The following is a 19,411-nucleotide window of genomic DNA, read 5'->3' as shown; positions in this document are numbered from 1 at the left end:
AGTTGGGGCCCGCGGGGCTTAGGCCTTTTCGTCGCCCGGTGCGGCCTCGCCGACCCCGAACATCTTCTGGAGCTGTCGCTGGAGCTCCTCGAGGTACAGCTCCAGCACGCGCTCGACCTTCTCGTCGCTGGCCAGCACGCCATCGAGTTGCGACGCCGGGTCCTCGGGCAGGTCGAGGGAGAACTCGCCGTCGCCCTCGTAGTGGGGTTCGGCTTCCGCGAGAACCGTCTGGTCGATGCCGTGGACGATGTCGGAGTCGTAGTTCTCGTTCATCTCGTTGAACGCGCGCTTGTACGCGGTCTGGAGCTTCGGGAAGTAGTCGACGTACTTCTGTTCCTCGAACTCCTCGGGCGTCAACTCGCTCATTGCCGAACGTTGGACTGGACGCGCCAAGTGCCCGTCGGTTAGCGGTCTCGGGGTGCGAGGGGCTCGTTGAGTTCGTCGCCACCCACTCGATTCTATATCGCGAAATACGATTTATCGGCCGTTGCGTAACGGCCTTGTTTCTGCCGCTCGGATAGCCGGTCGTGTACCCGAAATCGCCGGAAATCGGCCGGAGAGCGTTTCTGGCGGGCCTCGCTGGGTTCGCCGGCTGTTCGGGTCGCTCGTCGCAGTCGCCGACGCCGCCGCCGACCGCCGACGGCCGGCCCGAGGGCGTCTACGTCCCCACGCACGCCGCTGCACTCCGGGTCGTCGAGATCGCCGAGTCCGGCCGGCTCCGCTGTGCGCTCCGTCTCACCCACCCGCTCCGGTTCTGGGCCGTCACGGGCGAACGCACGAGCCCGGTCGAGGCCGACGGCGACGTCCACTTGCTCGCAGTGGTGTGGGACGACGAGACCGGGCGCGTGCTCTGCGGCGCCGAACCCCGGCTCACGGTCTCACGCGGGGACGAGCAGTTCTACGACGCCGCCGGCTGGCCGATGCTCTCCCAGCGACTCGGCTTCCACTACGGTGACAACGTCGAACTCGGCGGACCCGGTACCTACGACGTCCGTGTCCAGACCGCGCCGTCGGACACACAGTACACGCGAGAACTGGAGGGGCTGGACCCTGTAGCGGCGTTCCAGTTCTCGATGACGCTCGCGAACGACACCCCGGACGTCGCATTCGATACACCGGAACGCGCTTCACGGAAGGGGTCCCTGGAGCCACGGCCACTCGACGGCGTCCCGGTCGCGAGCACGCCAACCGTCGACGCCCTCCCGGGTGACAGCGTCGGCGTCCAGGCGGTCGGTGACACCACGTTCGCCGTCACCGTGGTCTCCGACGCTTTCGACGGCGGTGACGCCTACCTCGCCGTCTCGCCGCACACCCCGTCGTCGACGCCGCTCCCGTTCATGACGCTGTTCGCCACACTCCGCCGCGGCGAGGACGTGCTGTTCGACGCTACTCTCGCGCCGTCGCTGGATCCGGCGCTGGGCTACCACTACGCCGCTCGCGCGCCGTCAGTCGAGACCGGCGACGAACTCGTGCTTGGCGTCGGTGCTCCTCCCCAGGTCGCTCGCCACGAGGGCTACGAGACCGCGTTCATGGGCACACGCCCCGTCGAATTCACGGCCTGAGGCGTTGAAACCCTCTTCTGTGGCGCTTCGCGCAGTTCCCGGAAAGGTCGCGACGATCTCTCCATAAATCCTATATCGCGATATCGAATCGCCACTGGTCGGCTCGTTCCACACACAGAACTCCTCGCAGCTCGGGTCTTCGCGTGGTTAGAACGGCGATCGCGACGGTCTGTGGGGTTGCTCGTCCGGGGTAAACCGGTGGTCCCGTGCGCTGGGCCCGCGGCGACGTTGAACTGGTGGCCAGCCACGTCGGAGCCCGCCGCCTGGACTGCGTTGCGAGGAGTCGCCTCCTGGCTGGCACTCGAGGGCTGGTATCGGCCTTCGTGGATTCTAGCGGTCTGCAGCTAGCCTCGCTGGACGTGGTCGCAGGTTCTCTCCCCGTCTCTATCCGGTAATTTGCCCTCGGTGTCTCTCGTCTCCCTCCTCTCAGGCCTCGCGAATCGACAGTCTTCGAGATGCTCGGGGGTCCCTCGCAGGGCCGGAGTCCTGATTTCGACTGAACGCTGGTCTCCTACCCTCCGTTCTCTTCGGCGACTGTGGGACGTCTGGTTGCCTCGCCGTGACGAGACTTTCCGCCGCTCGCCGTATCACCGTTCACCGCTCCCGATGTGCTCACGTTCCGGGTCTGTCGGTGGCTCTCGTCCTGTGGCCCGCGACTCTCGACTCGTCTCGATCGCCGGGGCCGTCGGCAGGTCGTCGTTGGTCGGCACCTCGGTTTCGACGGCCGGTTCCGTTCCCGGGCGGAGCTCGATGGTCGTTCCACACCAGGCCTCCAGGTGCTGGTCGAGGCTCACCCTGTGGTCCTTCTGTGTTCTCCTCCTGTGTCGTGTCCTCTCGCGCGCCCGTGGGAGTGGAATCCCGGCTCTCACCACTCGAGTGGCTGTCTCTGGGCGTTTCGTCCAGCCCTCTCGTGGACCTCTCCCCGCACACGATAAACTCCATGCTGCGATATATAAAATTGGGGGTGGCCGAAAGTACACTCCTCTCCCGCCCACAATCTGTGGCGCAGCTACGGTGGGCTAACCGGCAGACGACCCGGGTACGACGCCGGCTACCCGGCGTCGGACGTGCGGAGGATAGCGTTCGAGAACTGGCTGCGTGTCTGCGAAGCGACCTGGTAGTCACTCGTCGCGACGCACGTACAGGGTCTTCTCCACCTCGGCGTGGACCTCGCTGTCGGCGTCGACGACCGCCACCTCGTAGACGCGCTCGGTCGACTCGCCGGGGGCCAGCGAGCGGAGCTCTCGGACGTCCGCGTCGGGCACCTCGAAGTCGGCGTACAGCGTCCCCCTGCCGGGTTCGTGGTACTCGATGCTCGCCGCCCGGTCCCAGACAGTGAACGCGTCGCCGAGGCGGCTCCGCAACAGCACCATGTACACCGGGTCGACGGCGCCGTAGATGCTGCCGCCGAACGTGGTGCCGACGACGTTCCGCGTGCGCCAGTTCAGGGGGAGCGCCACGCGAGCGGACGAGAAGTCCGGCGCCAGGTCGACGAGTTTCGCGCCCGTCGTCCAGTACGCGGGGAAGTAGGAGAACCCGAGGCGGTAGATCCGCGCTCGCAGTGCGTCGAGGCTCGGGAGCACGCAGAACCGTTCGATCCGCCCTCAGTTAGGCGTTCCGTCACTCGATCTGGGCGGCGATCTCGTCGGCCGCGGCGTCGAGGAACGCGCGCTCCTCGCCCTTCGGTACGGTCGCGCCCGCGGCGACCGTGTGGCCGCCGCCGTCGCCGCCGACGGACTGGGAGGCCTCCCGCATCACGACGGAGAGGTCGAGTCCACGGTTGACGAGCGCCGGGGTGCCACGCGCGGACACCTTCACCTCCTCGTCGTTCTTCTCCCCGAAACCGACGATGGGGCGGTCGCTCTCGACGTCCTCAGCGCCCAGCGCCATCCCGGCGACGATGCCGACGATGGTCTCCCTGATGCGGTCCTCCGCGTGGAACCACTGGAGGTCGTCCTCGACGGTGACGCCCTCGTCTTTCACCCAGGACAGCCCCTCCGAGAGGTTCCGGCGGTGGGTCCGCAGGAGTTCCCTGGCGGAGTCCAGCGGTTCGCCTCGTTCCCCCAGACAGACCGCGAGACCCACGTCGCCGCGCTCGTAGCGAGCCGTCGCGTTCAGCAGGGTGGAGAACTCGCTCGCGTCCCGGAGCTCCGTGCCAGCTTCCTCCTCGAGCAACGTGTACGTCGTCCCAACGAGGTCCGTCACCTTGTCGCCGGAGACGCCGTTGCGCACCGCGCGCTTGACGAGCGCGCTCACGACGGTCTGGCGCTCGTCGTGGTCGAGGCTCGCCCACGTCCGCCAGTCGCCGCCGTCGTGGAGGTCGACGTCGAGGCCGTCGAGGAACCGCATCGCGCCGTTCTGGTCGTTCGTGATGCCGGGGACGTACACCTCGCTGGCGTACTCCAGCAGTTTCGGCAGCGGCCGCGTCTGCGTGCCGTACAGCGCGAGGTCCTTCGCGGTGTCCAGCACGCCCGCCGCGACGCCCTCCTCGGCGATAGCGACGTTCGCGCCGACGAGTTCGCCGTTCACCGTCTGCATGTCGCCGACGGCGCCGACCACCGCGAGTGCCGCGAGGTCCGTCGCTTCGTCGCTGAGTAGTGCCCGCGCGAGGACGTAGCTGGCGCCAGCGCCCGAGAGTTCTTTCCCGCCGTCCACGCCCTCCAGCAGGGGGTTCAGGTGGAACTGGGTGTCCGCCTCGGCGGGCTGGTGGTGGTCCGCGATGACGGGTGTGAAGTCGCCCCGTTCCTCGTGTTCGGCGATGCTATCCAGTTGCCCGCTCCCGAAGTCCGTGAACAGCACGGTGTCGTGGTCGTGGGCCGCGATGCCCGCGATCTCCTCGTCGTCGAGCTGTTTCGAGAACACCACGTCGTGCGTGATGCCGGCGCGTTCGAGCGCCGTCGACGCGATGCCAGCGCTCGTCAGGCCGTCGGCGTCGATGTGCGACGCCAGTAACACGCTGTCGGCGTCGCGGAGGGCGTCTGCGCAGGCGTCCGCCCGCGCTTCGAGTTCCGGGACCGGTGCGTCCATCGAGAGAGTGTTGCGCGCCATCGGGTATAAACTGCGGGCCTCGACCCCGGACAACTGCTCGAACGCCCCGAGACGGCCAGTAAGGCGGTCATAACTCGGGATTTCGCGCTCCTGGCCGCTCAGCCGTCGATCTGCGGGGCTTCGTCTGGCTCGTTCTCGTGCGCCACCCTGGCAATTCTATATCGCAGAATACGATTTATCGATTCTAGCTGGTGTCGCTCTACCACTGACACTGGCACACAGAAAACGGGAGCGTAGCGCTCTACAGGTGCGGGAAACCGGACTTCTGCCCGATGGAGGGGGTCGCACCGAGGAGAGTGGTCGATTCACGGCAGAAGCCGCCGCTCGGGAACGCTGGTCGCAGAAATCGAGGCCTCAGCGCTCTTCGACGGCCGCCCGTGCAAGCTGCTCGAAGTCGGCGTCCTTGGGAACCACGTCGACGTCGATTCCGTGGGATTCGGCCGTCTCGCGGGTCGGCGGACCGATACAGCCGATCACCGCACTCCGGAGTCCGTCCCTCGCGGCCGCCTCGATGCCGTGTTCGCGGGCGGCGTCGAGCCAGTGTTCGACGGTGAGCGACGACGAGAACAGTGCGGCGTCGAGGTCGCCGTCCGCGGCGAGTTCGGCGGACTCTCCCGCACCGGCGGGTCGAACGAGTTCGTATAGCACTGTCTCGTGTACGAACGCGCCCGCGTCGTTCAGGCCGTCGGTGAGTTCCGCGGAGCCGTGGTCCGAGCGCGCCACTTCGACGCGCGCGCCGGCCACGTCCTCGCTGAGCGCGGCGACGAGCCCCGAACTCGTGTACTCCTCGGGGACGCGGTCCACCGTCCAGCCGGCGTCGCGGCAGGCTTCGGCGGTAGCCTCGCCGATGGCGCAGAGCACGGTGTCGCCGGGCGCCCACCCCTCGCTGGCGGCGAGTTCGACGCCGGTCTTGCTCGTGAGGAGCGTGAAGTCGGCGTCACTGCGGGGCGCTGCGCCAGTGGGTTCGACGGCGAGCATCGGGTCCGGGACGGGAGTCGCGCCCAGCGATTCGAGCAGGGCGACGGCCTCGGCGAGGCGCTCGTCGTCCGGGCGGAAGACGGCGACGTTCATCGCCCGGCCTCCACGTCCTCCCAGAGCCCCGCGACGCCGCCGACGACGGTCACCGCTGGCGGTTCGATGCCCGCCTCGTCGCGCACGTCCACGATAGTGTCGAGCGTGCCCGTGGCGACTCTCTGGCCGGGGCGAGTCCCCTTCTCGACGAGCGCGACGGGCGTCTCGGGGTCCACCCCCGCGTCCCGGAGTTCCCGGGTGTAGTCGGGGAGTCTGCCGACGCCCATCAGCACGACGATGGTGCCGCCGGTGTCGGCGAGCGCCTCCCAGTCCACCGCGGACTCGGGTTTCGTCGGGTCCTCGTGGCCCGTGACGAACGAGACGCTGGAGGCGTGGTCGCGGTGCGTCACCGGGATGTCCGCCGCGGCGGGCGCTGCCACCGCGGACGTGACGCCCGGCACAACCTCGAAGGGGACGCCGTGTGCGGCGAGGTACTGCATCTCCTCGCCGCCGCGGCCGAAGACGAACGGGTCGCCGCCCTTCAGGCGCACGACGTCGTTGCCGTCCTCGGCGAGTTCGACCATGCGCTCGTTGATCTCCGACTGGGAGGTGCGCTCGCCGCCCGCGCGCTTCCCGACGTCCTCTCGTTTGCTCTCGGGAATCTCCTCGAGGATGGCGGGGCCCGGCAGCTTGTCGTGGAGCACGACGTCTGACTCGTCGAGCAGTCGCTTCGCCTTCACCGTCAGCAGTTCGGGGTCGCCCGGGCCGCTGCCGACGAGGTACACCGTCCCGGGCATCTCAGGCCTCCCGCCGGGCCGCCTCGATGAGCTCTGCGGCGCCGCGCTCCCGGAGGTCGGCCGCGAACTCGCGGGCCTCGCTGGCGTAGTTCTCGGCGTCGAGGTCCCGGGTCTCCGCGACCCGCTCGGTACCGTCCCGACTGAACACCTGCACGGACGTCCGCACGATCTCGCCCTTCAGTAGCGCGTAGATGCCGATGGGCGCGATGCAACCACCGCCGAGTTCCTCGAGGACGACGCGTTCGACGGTCGTCTCCACCCGCGAGCGCACGTGGTCGAGCGCCTCCCGCAGGTCGTCGGCGACGTCGCTGTCGCGGTGCGTTGTGATGCAGAGCGCGCCCTGGCCGGCCGAGGGCACGTGGCTCTCCTTGGGCAACTCGGCGATTCCGACGTGGTGGATCAGGCCGGTGCGCTCGAGGCCGATGCGAGCGAGCACGACGGCGTCGTACTCGGTGTCGACCTCCCGGCCCATCGCGGACTGCTGGAGCGGCGACAGCGACTCGAACCACTCCTCGACCGTCTGGTCGTACTCCGCGTTCTCCCGGGAGTCGTCCTCGTCGTCCCGGTTCTCCTCGATGTTCTGGATGCCGCCGCGGATGGTCTCATTGTCGGTGCTGCGCTGCTCGCGGCCGTTCTCGGCCTTCCGTTCCTTCTCGGCCTCCGTGCGGGCCTCGTGTTCGGCCTGCAGGGCGGGCGCGAGCAGTTTCTCGACGCGGGTGTCGACGTTCCCGCGGATGGGTTCGACCGTCAGGTCCGGTCGGCGGGCCTGCACCTGTGCGCCCCGGCGCAGGCTCGCGGTGCCGACGACGCTCCCCGCGGGGAGTTCGTCGAGTGTCGCGCCGTCGGGTGTCACCAGCACGTCAGCCGGGTTACCCCGTCGCGGGACGGCCGCGACCAGCAGGTCGTCGGCCATCTCGGTCGGCACGTCCTTCATCGAGTGGACGGCGGCGTCGACGTTGCCTTCCAGCACCTCCTGGTCGAGCGCGTGGACGAACGCGCCCGTCTTCCCGAGCTCGCTGATGAGGGCGTCGGTCACCCGGTCGCCCTTCGTCTCGACCTCGACGACCTCTACCTCGTGGCGTCGGTCGGCGAGCGTCGTCTTGACCTCGCCGGCCTGCCGGAGCGCCAGCTCCGACCCACGGGACGCGAGGCGTATCGGTTCGTTGCTCATATTCACTCCTCGGCACGCGCCATTGAAACCCCCTGCGTTCGCGGCGCGGGAGCCACACCAGTCTCGTCGGCGGGACTCCCAGAGTACTGGGTCCTGCCCGGCGCGGCTACCGCCGCGTCGCGTCGCCCCGGAGCTCCGAGCGCCACTCCCGCAGCGACGTCGGCATCGCGACGACGCTGGCGCGCTCGCGGAGGTAGCGCACGCAGAGCCACGTCCCGGCGAGGACGGCGATGCCGATGAGCAGCGTGCCCAGCGGGTCCGGGTCGACGACGCTCGCGTCGCCCTCGAAGAAGAGGTAGATGCCCGCGAGCAGCGCGAGGTCCACGCCGACGGCCAGCTGGGCGGCCCACTCGGCGAGCCCCGACCAGCGACCGCCCGCTTCCTCGACCGCCCGCGAGTCCTGGATGAGCGCGAGCGGGAGCACGAGGAACGCGACCAGCGCGGGGACGCCGAGGGCCACCGCGGGGATCGAGACGACCGCCGAACTCGTCGTCGGCGTGGAGGCCTCCGGCACCACGAGTACGACGACGGCGACCCAGACGGCGCTCAGCAGCCAGAACGTGGTGATCACCGGGACGACCGCGACCCAGTACCACCAGCGGGAGTCGACGCGGAGTTCGCTCACAGTCGTGGTTGGAACTCCCGCCTCTTGAAAACGTAGTATCCGCGGGCGGGAGCTCCTACAGTGCCTCGCGGTAGGCGTCGAGTGTCCGCTCGACGTCCTCCTCGGTGTGGCCGTAGGCGACGAACTGCGACTCGAACTGGTTCTGCGAGAGCATGATGCCCCGGTCGAGCATCTGCGGGCGGAACACGCGGTTCCAGCGCTCGACGGCGCCGCGGCCGACGTCCGCGCCGTTCTTCGGGCAGGCGTCGAAGCGCTCGCAGTCGGGGTCCTGCCGGCAGCCGTCCTCGCAGGGACCGGACTGGGCCTCGCCGCCGCGGGTGAACACGACCTTGAACAGGCTGTCGGTGCCGACAACGGTGTACTGGGGCGCCTGCTCGGCGACGATCTCCTGGAGGCCCTCGCGGAGCTGTCGGCCGATGTCGTTGACGTGCTCGTAGACGTCGTTCTCGGCGGCGTAGCGCAGCGTCTCGTGGCCCGCCGCCATCGTCACCGGGTGGCCGGAGAACGTCCCCGCCTGGAAGACGTCGCCGACCGGCGTGAACTCCTCCATCAGGTCCGAGCGGCCGCCGATGGCGCCCACCGGGAAACCGCCGCCGACGATCTTCCCGAACGTCGTGAGGTCGGGCGTGACGCCGTACTTCGACTGCGCGCAACCGAGACCGCCGACGCGGAAACCCGTGATGACCTCGTCCCAGACGAGCAGCGCGCCGTGGTCCCGCGTGAGGTCCCGCAGTGTCTCGTGGAACCCGTCGACTGGTTCGACGATACCCTTGTTCGCGAGCAGCGGTTCGACGAGCACGCAGGCGACGTCGTCGCCGTACTCCTCGAAGACGCGGGTCGCCTCGTCGGCGTCGTTGAACGGCACGGGGATGGTGTGTTCGGCGAACGACGCCGGGATGCCGGCGCTCGACGGCGCGTGGTGGTCCGCGTCGCCCTCGACCAACGTGCTCTCCTGGGCGCCGTGGTAGCCGCTCTGCATCACGACGATCTTGTCGCGGCCGGTGTAGCCGCGAGCCAGCCGGACCGCGGAGGTGGTCGCTTCCGTCCCGGAGTTCACGAACCGCACCATCTCCACGCTCGGTACATGGCGGGCGACGAACTCGGCGTGGTCGACCTCGAGTTCGGTCGGCATCCCGTACATCGGCCCCTCGCTCGTGCGGCGCTGGACGGCCGCCTGCACGGGGTCCGGGAGGTCGTGGCCCAGCAGCAGCGGCCCGAGCCCCATCACCCAGTCCACGTAGCGGTTCCCGTCGACGTCGACGACGTGGCCGCCGTCGCCCTTCCGCACGAACGTCGGGTACGGCTGGGGGGCGGCGCGCACGGCGGAGTTCACGCCACCGACGAGTACGTCGAGCGCGCGGTCGTAGCTCTCCCGCGAGTTCTCCCGGTTCATGGACGGGGGTTGGGAGGGTCGCGGAAAATAGGTGTCGGGTCCGGTGTTCGCCACCGGGTGAACTGCGGCGCTGCGTGTCGGAGACGACGGCCGCCCGAGGCACGGCAGGCGGCCGAAATCGGGAGGTCCGGTGACCGCGCGGTCGCCGACTCAGACCGCGTCCGGCCCCTCGATGCCGGTCCGGACCTGGACCGCGTTCTCGACGGGGAGGACGAATATCTTCCCGTCGCCGGGTTCGCCGGTGTCCGCGGCCTCGCGGATGGCCGCGACCACCTCCTCGGCGGGGATGTCGGCGACCACGCACTCCACTTTCACCTTCTGGTGGAGGTCGACCGTGTACTCCTCGCCGCGCCATTGCCCGGTCTTCGCGGGCTGGCTCCCGCGCCCGGAGACGTTCGTCACCGTGATGCTCGGCGCGCCGACCTGCGCGAGCGCGGTCTTCACCTCCCGGAGGCGGTCCGGGCGGACGACGCCCACGACCATCTTGATGTCGCCGCCTGAGCTCTGCTCAGACGAAGACCTTGATTCGGAGTGCCGCTCACCGCCGTCCGTACGGAGCTCGCCGTCGAGGTCGTCACCGCCGTCGGTACGGACCTCGCCGCCGTCGACGGCGGTCGGACTCCCGTCCGAGGCGGAGTCGCCGACGAACTCGGGGTAGACGGTGACGCCGTGTTCGCCGCGGTCCAGCCCGAGGTCCTCCTCCTCGTCGCTGACCCGGAGACCGAACAGCACGTCCGCGACGGTGAGCACCACTGCGGACGCCACGACAGTCCAGCCGGCGATGACCGCGACGCCGACGACCTGCATCGCCAACTGGTCGAGGCCGCCGAAGGCCCACGCGTCGCCCAGGACCGCGGTCCCGGCCGAGTCAGCCGCGAACACGGGGATGAGGACGGTCCCCACCGCGCCCGCGGCGCCGTGGACCGCGAAGACGCCACAGACGTCGTCGATCTTCAGGGAGTCGACGACCCAGCGGTACGTCGGCAGCACGAGCGTGCCGCCGATGGCGCCGATGACGAGGCCGCCCCACCAGGTGACGTGCGGGACCGCGCCCGTCACGGCCACCAGGCCGGCGAGCAGGCCGTTGGCCATCCAGAGCGGGTCCGGCTTGCCCTGGCGGAGCGTCGACACCAGCATGGCGGCGACGGCGCCGGCGCCCATGCCGAGGGTCGTCACGAGGACGACGCGACCGAGCGCGGCACCCATGAACGAGACGCTCCCGTCGTCGGCGACCGAGAGCACCGTCGCCTGCGTGCCGACGTTGAAGCCGTACCAGCCGAACGCGAGGACGAGCGTCCCGAGCACGGCGAGCAGCATCGAGTGGCCGGGGATGGGCTGGCTGTCGCCGTTCGCGTCGAAGCGGCCGCGGCGGGGGCCGACCATCTTCGCGGCGACGAGCCCCGCGAGACCGCCGCACATGTGGACGACCGTCGCGCCCGCGAAGTCGAGGTAGCCGACGCCGAGGAGGTCGGCGACGAACCCGTTGTTGGCGGGGTTGTCGGCCAGGGCCAGCAGACCGCCGCTCCAGGTCAGCCCCTGGACGACGGGGTAGATGAGGCCGGTCAGCGTGGCCGCGAACAGCACGTACGACCGGAAGTCCATCCGCTCGGCGACCGCGCCGGAGACGATGGTCGCCGCCGTCATCGCGAAGACGGCGCCGAACACCCAGTCGATCCAGCCGGTCGACCCGGGCGCGCCGACGTAGGAGAACGCCGCCGCCAGGTCGAACGCGGCGCCGGAGGTCAGCATCCCGACGACGCCGGCGACGCCCGCGCCGACGACGAAGTACACCAGCACGCCCATCGCCCAGTCGGTCATGTTCTTCGTCAGCACGTTGCCGACGTTCTTCGCGCGGACCTGTCCGGCCTCTAGCAGCGCGAACCCGGGCTGCATGAAGAAGATGAGGAACGTGACGACCAGCACCCAGACGCTGTTGATGCTGTCCGCGACTGCGGCGTCTACCATCTCTCCTCCACTGGACGTTCGTTGCGATTATCGGGCGAATCTAGCGTGTTCGTTTCGTACATGAACAGAACAGTGGCACAACGCCTTCCCACCTAAAGGTTTGCTCGACAATTGCACAATTCTACTGATGGTATGTGGACGTTCGACCGAACTACAAGCGGATTGGGTGGATATAAGGTTGTATTTCGTCCAGAAGACGGGACGCTCGTCCAGCGGGAGTGGACGAACGTTGTCGAGAATGTTGCCGGAACCGCGGCGGTTCGGGCGTGCGCGCTCCGGCTACGGGGGATGCCTCGGGTAGCCGCTGCTCGCGCTCACAGCGTCGCCGCCACGTCCTCGGCGAAGTACGTCACGATCAGGTCCGCCCCCGCGCGCTTGATGGACAGCAGGCTCTCCCGAGCGGTCGCCTCGACGTCCAGCCACCCCTGCTCGCCCGCCGCGTGGAGCATCGCGTACTCCCCGGAGACGTTGTACGCCGCGACCGGCCGGTCGAAGTGCTCCCGCACGTCCGAGACGATATCGAGGTACGGGAGCGCGGGCTTGACCATCAGTACGTCCGCGCCCTGCTCGACGTCGAGGGCGACCTCTCGGCTCGCCTCCCGGCGGTTCGCCGGGTCCATCTGGTAGTGCCGCCGGTCGCCGAACGCGGGCGCGCCGTCCGCGGCGTCCCGGAACGGCCCGTAGAACGCCGACTCGTACTTCGCGGCGTAGGACATGATCGGGACGTCCACGAACCCCGCGTCGTCCAGCGCTTCGCGGATGGCGCCGACCATCCCGTCGGTCATCGACGACGGCGCGACCATCTCCGCGCCCGCCTCGGCGTGGGAGACGGCCGTCTTCGCGAGCAACTCCAGCGTCTCGTCGTTCTCCACCGTGAGCGTCGGATTCTCGGCGGCGTCGTGTTCGACGACTCCGCAGTGGCCGTGACTCGTGTACTCGCAGAGGCAGACGTCCGTGACGACGTAGGCGTCCGTCTCGCTGGTGACGCGGCGCGTGGCCTCCTGGACGACGCCGTCCGCGGCGTACGCGCGGGTGCCGCGCTCGTCCTTCGACTCGGGGATGCCGAACAGCATGACGGCCTCGACGCCCGTCGCGAGCACTTCCTCGACGCGCTCGACGGCGTCGTCGAGGGGGACGCGTTCCTGGCCCGGCATCGACTCGATGGGGCGGCGCTCGTCGGCGGTGGCGTCGACGAACACCGGCGCCACGAAGTCCGAGGGAGAGAGCGTCGTCTCCGAGACGAGGTCGCGGACGCCGTCCCGGCGCAGGCGACGCGGTCGGTCCGTGAGGTCCATAGCCGGCACTCCGGGCCCAGGGACAAAAGGATTCGCGGAAGCGGCGGCAGGAGCGAAGTACAGGAGAGAAGTAACGATCGACCAAGGAGTCACTCACGCCAGAAAGCCCTCGGACGGCTGCGGCCCCGCGACTCGCTGCGCGCTTCGTTCGCTCCGCTCACTCCAGTGCTTGTTCCGGGAGAGCAAGCTCTCCCGTCGTTCGCCTCGCTTCGCTCGGCTCACCGTCGTCGGGGTTCCCGCAGCCGTCCTCGCCCTTCCATCCGCCAGGCGACCGGTTGTCGTGCTGGCTGAATCCACCGGCTGTGGCAGCGTCAGGAACCCATCGTCGCCACCCGGTTTCACAACAGTCTTGGCGGCTCTCCGCCACCCGCGACTGTGAACCGGGACCGACTCCAGTTCTACGCGCTGTACGTCACGCGGTTCGCGGGCGGGTTCGGCTTCAGCGCGCTCGCGTTGCTGCTCCCGAAGTACGCCAACGAACTGGGCGCCTCGGGGCTGATGCTCGGGTTGTTCTTCACGGGGTTCACGGCGACGCAGGCCGTCGCCGTCGTGCCGCTGGCGTGGGCGGGCGACCGCTACGACAAGCGCGACGTGCTCCTCGGCCTGCTGGGGTTCGGCGTCGTCGTCTCCGGGGCGTTCGTCGTCGTCGACTCGTCGTGGGAACTCGTCGCCGTACGGGGCGGGCAGGGCATCCTCGCTACCGGCATGGGGCTGTTGAGCCTGGCGCTCGTCGGCGAACTCGCGACGAAGGAGACGCGCGCGAACCACATCGGGAAGGCGAACTCGTGGCGGTTCGCGGCCTCCCTGCTCGGGTTCGCCGCCGCCGGCGGCCTCTACGACCTCTACGGCTTCGAACCCGTGTTCTACCTCCTCGGCGCGCAGTTCGTCGTCGCGTTCGCCGCGGTGTGGCTGTTCCTCGACGCTGACGACACCCGCATCCGTGGGTTCCCGTTCAGCGACCTCGCGGTGAACCGCCGCATCCTCACGCTGACGAGTTTCCGCTCGCAGTACGCCGTCGCGGTGACGCTCGTGCGCTCGTGGGTGTCCGTCTTCGCCGGCCTCACCGTCGCGGAGGGTGGCCTGGCCTACAGCGGCGCCGTGGTGGCCGTCGTGCTCGGCGCGGAGAAGTTCACGAACATGCTCTGCCAGCCGTACACGGGCAGCCTCTCGGACCGCTACGGGCGCTCGTTGTTCGTCGCCGTCGGCGGCACGGCGTACGGCCTCGTCGCGCTCACCGTGCCGTTCACGCCCGCCGTCGGCGCCGCCCTCGGCGCACCCACGTCGTTCCCCCTGCTCGGGTCGCTGTCGCCCGCGTTCCTCCCGCTGCTCGTCGTGAACGGCCTGCTCGGCGTCGCGGACTCCTTCAGGGAGCCGGCGAGCATGGCGCTGTTCGCCGACGAGGGCAGCGACGGCGTCGGCGTCGCCTCCTCGTTCGGCGTCCGGGAACTCGTCTGGCGGCCGGGGAGCGTGCTCGCGCCGATGCTCGGCGGCGCGCTCATGTCGCAGTTCGGTATGGAGTGGGCGTTCTACGTCGGCGGCGCGTTCGCGCTCACGGGCGTCGCGACGTTCCTCGGCGTGCTGACTCACTCCCACGGCCGCGACGCGCTCACCGAGTGGTGACGACGAACTGTCGAGGCGCTTAGTGAAACTCCGTTCAGCGAACAGCTAACTGCCCGTAGTGTAGCCTCCTAGCCATGCCCGGTCCCATGTTCGCGGACGGCAACGAGGTCACCCTCCGGACGGTCGAGGAGGCGGACCTCGAGTTCGTCCAGCGAGTCCGCAACGACCCCGCGGTGCGCCAGCCGCTGACGCTGAACCGCCCGGCGAACGCCGAACAGATCGAGGCGTTCTTCGAAAACGCCATCTCTAGCGAGGACGGCGCGGCCCTCCTCGTCTGCCGCGAGGAGGAGCCGATGGGGATGGTGGCGCTGTTCAGCGAGGACGACGTCACCGGCACCGCCACCATCGCCTACTGGCTCGACCCCGAGTTCTGGGGGAACGGCTACGCCACCGAGGCGGTCGGCCTGCTGGTCGAGTACGCGTTCGCCGAGCGCCGCCTGCACAAACTCCGCGCGGAGGTCGTCGAACCCAACGACGGCTCCCAGCGCGTCCTGGAGAAACTCGGCTTCCAGCGCGAGGGGCTGCTCCGCGACGAGAAGTTCGTCCGCGGCGAGCACGTCGACGTCCACCGCTTCGGCCTGCTGGCCGACGAGTGGGAGGGGGTCTGAGTGCCGGGCCCCGTCTTCGCCGAGGGCGACAGCGTGGCCCTCCACACCATCGAGGAGGAGGATCTGGAGTTCCTCCAGCGCGGCCGCAATCACCCCGAGATCCGCCGCCCGCTGACGGACGTCGACCCGCGCAACGGCGAGCAGATCCGGGAGTACTTCGAGAACAGCGTCTCCGACGACGGCGACGGGTTCGGATTCCTCATCTGTCGGTCCGAGGATGGAGAGCCCGTCGGCGCCGTCCACGTCCCCTGGATTCGGACGAAACACGGGTCGGGGATGCTGATGTACTGGGTGCTGCCCGAGCACTGGGCCAACGGCTACGTCACCGAGGCGACGGAGCTGATCCTGGACTTCGCGTTCGAGGAGCGCCGCCTGGCGAAGGTGTACGCGCTCGTCGTCGAGACGAACGTCGGCTCCCAGCGCGTCCTGGAGAAACTCGGCTTCCAGCGCGAGGGCGTCCACCGGAAGGAGACGTTCGTGGACGGCGAACGGCTCGACAGCTACCGCTACGGCATCCTCGCCGACGAGTGGCTCGACTCCTGACAGCGGGCGAGGTGAAAGTCACTTCAGCGAACTCATAACTCCCCGCGGGCCAACGGTCACGTATGCCAGGACCAGCGTTCACGACGGGTGACACTGTCTCCCTCCACCCCATCGAACCGGAGGACCACGAGTTCGTCCAGCGCGGCCGCAACGACCCCGACGTCCGCGTTCCCCTCACCGACACGACGATCCGCACGCTGAGCGACGTCGAGGAGATGCTCGAGGACGAGGAGTACCACTTCGTGATCTGCTCGAATTCGGAGGACGAGGACCCAGAACCGGTCGGCGTCGTCGCGTTCGGCTACGTCAGTGGCCACGCCGACCGCGGCAGCCTGATGTACTGGGTGGCGCCCGAACACCAGGGCAACGGCTACGTCACCGAGGCGACCGAACTGTTCCTCGACTACGCCTTCCGGGAGTGCGGGTTCCACAAGGTGACCGCCCGCGTCAACGTCTCGAACGAGCCGTCTGCGGCGGTCCTCGAGTCGCTCGGGTTCGTTCAGGAGGGACGTCGCCGCAAGGAGAGCGTCGTCGACGGCGAGCGCGAGGACATGTTCACGTACGGCCTGCTCGCCGACGAGTGGCTGCACTGACGGCGAGCGAATCACTCTCACGCACACCGGGGGAAGACCTATTCTACCGGTTCCCGGTTGTCGAGATATGCCAGGACCCGCGTTCGCAACCGGCGACAGCGTCTCCCTCCACCCGATAGCAGAAGAAGACTACGAGTTCCTCCAGTACGGCCACAACCATGCCGACGTACGACGGCCGCTGGGGTCGACGACCATCCGCTCACGCGCCGACATCGCGGAGTTGGTCGAGGACGAGGAGTACCGGTTCCTCGTCTGCGTGGACGAGCGCAGCGGCCCCACCGAAGACGCGGAAGGCGACCCGGAGCCCGTGGGGGTGGTCGCCCTCCCCTGGGTGTTCGAGGAGTCGAAATCCGCGTTCCTGATGTACTGGATAGCACCCGAGTACCAGCGCAACGGCTACGTCACCGAGGCCACAGAGCTGCTGCTGGACTACGTGTTCCGGGAGTGTGGCTTCCACAAGGTCGCCGCGTACGTCCACGAGACGAACGACGCGTCGGCGGCGGTGCTGGAGTCCATGGGGTTCGTCCGCGAGGGTACGCTGCGGCGCGAGGTGTTCAGCGACGGCGAGTGGCTGGACCAGTACCGCTACGCCGTCCTCGCCGACGAGTGGCTGCACTGACACACCGCGACCGGCTGACGGCCGAAGGTCCATACAGTTGGTCGACGTACTGGAACGTATGTCCACAGACATCGACAGCATGTTGGCGCCGCTCGTCGACCGGCTCGCGGACGCGGGCGACGTCGGCACCGTCTACGGCGACCCCGTCGAGCGCGAGGACCGGACCGTGATTCCCGTCGCGCGCGTCGCGTGGGGGTTCGGTGGTGGCGCCGGGACGAGCGCCGCCGAGGAGGGCGACGACGAGGAAGCGGGCGAGGCCGGCGGTGACGAGGGTTACGGGATGGGCGGCGGCGTCAGAGCGTCGCCGGTCGGCGCACTCGAGATCGGCGAGGAGGGGACGCGGTTCGTGCGCTACGGCGACAGGAAGCGACTGCTCGGATTCGCGGTGCTGGCGTTCTTCGTGGGCGTCCTGCTCGGTCGGCGCTAGTCCGCCGCGGCGGACGTGGCGCCCGTCTCGCCGCCTCGGTTCGCGTCCAGGGCCTCGACGAGTAGTTCGGTGATGTCCGTGACCTCGATGTCGTCCTCGAAGCCGCCGGTCTTCCGACCGTCCTCGTACATCGTCATGCACATCGGGCACGCGACGACGAACCGGTCGACGGCGGGGCCGGCGTCCGTGTCCTCGAGGGCTTCGCGGATGCGCTCCTCGCTTGGCTTGGGCTCCTCTTCGAAGTCCATCCAGAGCCCGCCGCCACCGCCTCCACAGCAGAACGAGTCCGCGCGGTTGCGGGGCATCTCGTCGAGGGTGACGCCCGTGGCGCGGATGACCTCGCGGGGCGCCTCGAACTCGCCGTTGTAGCGGCCGAGGTGGCAGGGGTCGTGGTACGTGACGGTGTCGTCGAGCTCCGTGCCGGAGAGGCCGAGAGCACCCGCGTTCACGAGGTTCTCGACGACCTGCGTGTAGTGGTAGACCGAGTCGGCGTCCTCGAAGCCGAACTGGTCGTACTCGTTGGTGAACGTGTTGTAGGAGTGGGGGTCCGTGCAGACGACCTTCTCGTAGTCGCAGGACTCGAACGCCTCGATGTTCTCCTCGGCGACCATCTCGAAGAGGCCCTCCTCGCCGACGCGGCGGATGTCGTTGCCGTCGTTCTGCTCGTCCTCGTAGAGGATGCCGTAGGAGACGTCGGCGGCCTCGAAGACGCGGGCGAGCGAGCGGGCGACGTGCTGGTTGCGACCGTCGTAGGAGGGGTAGTCGCCGACGTACCAGAGGTACTCGACGGCCTCCTCGCGGGCGTCGGGCACCTCGAAGTCGAGTTCCTCGGTCCACTCGGGGCGCTTGCGGTCGGGGTCGCCGAACGTGTTCCCCTTCTGAAAGACGTTCATTACGGCGTCCTCGACGTTCTTGTTCATCTGGCCCGACTCCGTGAGGCGGCGGTTCATCTCCGTGAACTGCGTGACGTGCTCGATGTCGACGGGGCAGGCGTCCATGCACGCCATGCAGGACATACAGGAGTCCATCGTCTCCGCGTCGATGACGGAGGTGCCCCCGTCGGCGACGATGTCCACCTCGTCGGTGCGGCCCGCCTGCAGGTCCTCGCGGTAGTTCTTCAGGTCAAGGATGACGTCACGGGGGTCCAGCGGGCGGCCCGCGGCCTTCGCCGGGCAGACCGACGAGCAGCGTCCGCACTTCGTGCAGGCGTCGTGGTCGAGCAGCTGCTTCCAGGAGAAGTCCTCGATCTCCGAGGGGCCGATGTCCTCTGGGGCGGCGTCCGCGGGCACCCGGGGGAGCCGCCGGCCCGCGTCCTCGTCGCGGGTGACGAGGTTCGCGTAACTCGAAATCATGTGGAACGGCTTGGCGTACGGCACGGTGGCGACGAACGCCAGCGCGAGCAGCGAGTGACTCCACCAGACCGCGGGGTAGGCTGCCGCCGCCGCTTCGGGGCCGAAGCCCACGACCTGGAGGACGTCGGCGACGAACCAGCCGACGAAGCTCACCGTCTCGAAGGAGACGTCCCGGGTGGCGCTCGTCCCGAGGATGCGGAACCCCTCGGTGACGTAGCCGCCGACGCCGAGCAGGAACAGCGTCCAGACGAACAGCCCGTCCTCGGGGCTGGTGTGTTTCCCCCAGAGCCGGTCGTTGCGGGTCCAGTAGCGCTTGTACAGCGCCATCCCGACGCCGACGACGAAGAGGAACCCCATGGCGTCCAGCACGAACGAGTACGCGAGGTAGAAGTCACCGACGAAGAAGGACGGCTGGCCGGCGAACAGCGTCCAGATGTCCATGTCGATCATCAGGATGGTGGTCCCGATGAGCAGCGTCAGGAACCCCCACATGATGAACGTGTGCATGAGGCCCGCGGTGAGGTCGCGGTCGAACTGTTTCTCGTTCGTGGCGACGAGTTTCGCCGCCGCGACGACCCGCGACGGGAGCTCCGAGAGCCGGTCGACGGGGTCCTCGCTCCCCTTCGCGTACGTCGCGAACCGGCGGTAGACGCCGAACAGGAAGATTGCGACGGCGACGAAGGCGAGGTAGTAGAACAGTGCCTCGCCGACGTGACCGATGCGCCAGAACGTGGGGCGCGTTTCGGCCCCCGCCTGCGCCAGCGCGAACGAATTCATACCAG

Annotated in this window: 19 protein-coding genes; 7 read left to right on the top strand and 12 right to left on the bottom strand. The window is 68.9% G+C overall.

All coding sequences use genetic code 11. From position 1 onward, the window contains the following. Positions 1-18 precede the first annotated feature (18 nt). Complete coding sequence (locus LT965_RS06725) at positions 19-366, bottom strand: DUF5783 family protein (protein WP_232703251.1); 348 nt, start codon at positions 364-366, stop codon at positions 19-21. A 161-nt stretch (positions 367-527) separates the two neighbouring features. On the opposite strand from LT965_RS06725, the gene LT965_RS06720 reads away from it, so the two are divergent. Continuing rightward, entirely contained in the window at positions 528-1,562 is a 1,035-nt protein-coding gene (locus tag LT965_RS06720; protein ID WP_232703250.1) for an iron transporter, read from the top strand. A gap of 587 nt (positions 1,563-2,149) precedes the next feature. Here the strand turns inward: LT965_RS06720 and LT965_RS06715 are convergent. The 10 genes from LT965_RS06715 to hemB all read right to left on the bottom strand — a co-directional run bounded on the left by LT965_RS06715 (position 2,150) and on the right by hemB (position 12,867). Next, complete coding sequence (locus LT965_RS06715) at positions 2,150-2,356, bottom strand: hypothetical protein (RefSeq protein WP_232703249.1); 207 nt, start codon at positions 2,354-2,356, stop codon at positions 2,150-2,152. A 327-nt stretch (positions 2,357-2,683) separates the two neighbouring features. Next, on the bottom strand, positions 2,684-3,145 hold the full coding sequence (locus LT965_RS06710; RefSeq protein ID WP_232703248.1) for a DUF4442 domain-containing protein: 462 nt from the start codon (positions 3,143-3,145) through the stop codon (positions 2,684-2,686). Between the two features lie 37 nt (positions 3,146-3,182). Beyond that, positions 3,183-4,589, bottom strand: coding sequence for a RecJ family nuclease (recJ, locus tag LT965_RS06705; protein ID WP_232703616.1), 1,407 nt, complete (start codon positions 4,587-4,589; stop codon positions 3,183-3,185). Positions 4,590-4,964: 375 nt separating this feature from the next. Then, positions 4,965-5,681 (bottom strand): uroporphyrinogen-III synthase, encoded by a 717-nt coding sequence (locus tag LT965_RS06700; RefSeq protein WP_232703247.1) that lies wholly within the window; start codon positions 5,679-5,681, stop codon positions 4,965-4,967. Continuing rightward, positions 5,678-6,418 carry a uroporphyrinogen-III C-methyltransferase gene (cobA, locus tag LT965_RS06695; RefSeq protein ID WP_232703246.1) on the bottom strand — a complete coding sequence of 247 codons (741 nt, stop codon included), beginning with the start codon at positions 6,416-6,418 and terminating at the stop codon, positions 5,678-5,680. The genes LT965_RS06700 and cobA overlap by 4 nt, the downstream gene beginning before the upstream one ends. A gap of 1 nt (position 6,419) precedes the next feature. Continuing rightward, positions 6,420-7,589: a hydroxymethylbilane synthase gene (gene hemC / locus LT965_RS06690; protein ID WP_232703245.1), complete on the bottom strand. Its 1,170-nt coding sequence runs from the start codon at positions 7,587-7,589 to the stop codon at positions 6,420-6,422. A gap of 106 nt (positions 7,590-7,695) precedes the next feature. After that, the gene (locus LT965_RS06685; RefSeq protein WP_232703244.1) at positions 7,696-8,214 is read right to left on the bottom strand and encodes a hypothetical protein; all 519 of its coding nucleotides are present in this window, start codon (positions 8,212-8,214) and stop codon (positions 7,696-7,698) included. Between the two features lie 55 nt (positions 8,215-8,269). Beyond that, a complete protein-coding gene (gene hemL, locus LT965_RS06680; protein ID WP_232703243.1) occupies positions 8,270-9,607 on the bottom strand; it encodes a glutamate-1-semialdehyde 2,1-aminomutase in 1,338 nt (445 codons plus the stop codon). 150 nt (positions 9,608-9,757) lie between these two features. Beyond that, the gene (locus LT965_RS06675) at positions 9,758-11,572 is read right to left on the bottom strand and encodes an ammonium transporter (protein ID WP_232703242.1); all 1,815 of its coding nucleotides are present in this window, start codon (positions 11,570-11,572) and stop codon (positions 9,758-9,760) included. Between the two features lie 314 nt (positions 11,573-11,886). Next, positions 11,887-12,867 carry a porphobilinogen synthase gene (gene hemB / locus LT965_RS06670; protein WP_232703241.1) on the bottom strand — a complete coding sequence of 327 codons (981 nt, stop codon included), beginning with the start codon at positions 12,865-12,867 and terminating at the stop codon, positions 11,887-11,889. A 375-nt stretch (positions 12,868-13,242) separates the two neighbouring features. Here hemB and LT965_RS06665 point away from each other — a divergent pair, with 375 nt between their 5' ends. The 6 genes from LT965_RS06665 to LT965_RS06640 all read left to right on the top strand — a co-directional run bounded on the left by LT965_RS06665 (position 13,243) and on the right by LT965_RS06640 (position 17,277). Then, positions 13,243-14,487, top strand: coding sequence for an MFS transporter (locus tag LT965_RS06665; RefSeq protein ID WP_232703240.1), 1,245 nt, complete (start codon positions 13,243-13,245; stop codon positions 14,485-14,487). Positions 14,488-14,561: 74 nt separating this feature from the next. Then, the gene (locus LT965_RS06660; protein WP_232703239.1) at positions 14,562-15,095 is read left to right on the top strand and encodes a GNAT family N-acetyltransferase; all 534 of its coding nucleotides are present in this window, start codon (positions 14,562-14,564) and stop codon (positions 15,093-15,095) included. Further along, positions 15,096-15,638, top strand: coding sequence for a GNAT family N-acetyltransferase (locus LT965_RS06655; RefSeq protein ID WP_232703238.1), 543 nt, complete (start codon positions 15,096-15,098; stop codon positions 15,636-15,638). 62 nt (positions 15,639-15,700) lie between these two features. Beyond that, complete coding sequence (locus LT965_RS06650) at positions 15,701-16,231, top strand: GNAT family N-acetyltransferase (protein ID WP_232703237.1); 531 nt, start codon at positions 15,701-15,703, stop codon at positions 16,229-16,231. 67 nt (positions 16,232-16,298) lie between these two features. After that, positions 16,299-16,850: a GNAT family N-acetyltransferase gene (locus LT965_RS06645; protein WP_232703236.1), complete on the top strand. Its 552-nt coding sequence runs from the start codon at positions 16,299-16,301 to the stop codon at positions 16,848-16,850. 58 nt (positions 16,851-16,908) lie between these two features. After that, positions 16,909-17,277: a GerW family sporulation protein gene (locus LT965_RS06640; protein ID WP_232703235.1), complete on the top strand. Its 369-nt coding sequence runs from the start codon at positions 16,909-16,911 to the stop codon at positions 17,275-17,277. Here LT965_RS06640 and LT965_RS06635 read toward each other — a convergent pair. Further along, the gene (locus LT965_RS06635) at positions 17,274-19,406 is read right to left on the bottom strand and encodes a (Fe-S)-binding protein (RefSeq protein WP_232703234.1); all 2,133 of its coding nucleotides are present in this window, start codon (positions 19,404-19,406) and stop codon (positions 17,274-17,276) included. The genes LT965_RS06640 and LT965_RS06635 overlap by 4 nt on opposite strands. Between the last annotated feature and the right edge of the window lie 5 nt (positions 19,407-19,411).

Origin of the sequence: Halobacterium wangiae (assembly GCF_021249345.1) — an archaeon.
GTDB lineage: Archaea > Halobacteriota > Halobacteria > Halobacteriales > Halobacteriaceae > Halobacterium > Halobacterium wangiae.
The sequence above is the reverse complement of the archived record's forward strand: the minus strand, read 5'-3'. Positions and strand labels throughout refer to the sequence as shown.

Coding starts and splice junctions, on each gene's coding strand:
- hemC (WP_232703245.1), bottom strand. CDS start 7,589: ATGAGCAACGAACCGATACGCCTCGCGTCCCGTGGGTCGGAGCTGGCG.
- LT965_RS06725 (WP_232703251.1), bottom strand. CDS start 366: ATGAGCGAGTTGACGCCCGAGGAGTTCGAGGAACAGAAGTACGTCGAC.
- cobA (WP_232703246.1), bottom strand. CDS start 6,418: ATGCCCGGGACGGTGTACCTCGTCGGCAGCGGCCCGGGCGACCCCGAA.
- hemB (WP_232703241.1), bottom strand. CDS start 12,867: ATGGACCTCACGGACCGACCGCGTCGCCTGCGCCGGGACGGCGTCCGC.
- LT965_RS06635 (WP_232703234.1), bottom strand. CDS start 19,406: ATGAATTCGTTCGCGCTGGCGCAGGCGGGGGCCGAAACGCGCCCCACG.
- LT965_RS06650 (WP_232703237.1), top strand. CDS start 15,701: ATGCCAGGACCAGCGTTCACGACGGGTGACACTGTCTCCCTCCACCCC.
- LT965_RS06640 (WP_232703235.1), top strand. CDS start 16,909: ATGTCCACAGACATCGACAGCATGTTGGCGCCGCTCGTCGACCGGCTC.
- LT965_RS06645 (WP_232703236.1), top strand. CDS start 16,299: ATGCCAGGACCCGCGTTCGCAACCGGCGACAGCGTCTCCCTCCACCCG.
- LT965_RS06675 (WP_232703242.1), bottom strand. CDS start 11,572: ATGGTAGACGCCGCAGTCGCGGACAGCATCAACAGCGTCTGGGTGCTG.
- LT965_RS06700 (WP_232703247.1), bottom strand. CDS start 5,681: ATGAACGTCGCCGTCTTCCGCCCGGACGACGAGCGCCTCGCCGAGGCC.
- LT965_RS06660 (WP_232703239.1), top strand. CDS start 14,562: ATGCCCGGTCCCATGTTCGCGGACGGCAACGAGGTCACCCTCCGGACG.
- recJ (WP_232703616.1), bottom strand. CDS start 4,589: ATGGACGCACCGGTCCCGGAACTCGAAGCGCGGGCGGACGCCTGCGCA.
- hemL (WP_232703243.1), bottom strand. CDS start 9,607: ATGAACCGGGAGAACTCGCGGGAGAGCTACGACCGCGCGCTCGACGTA.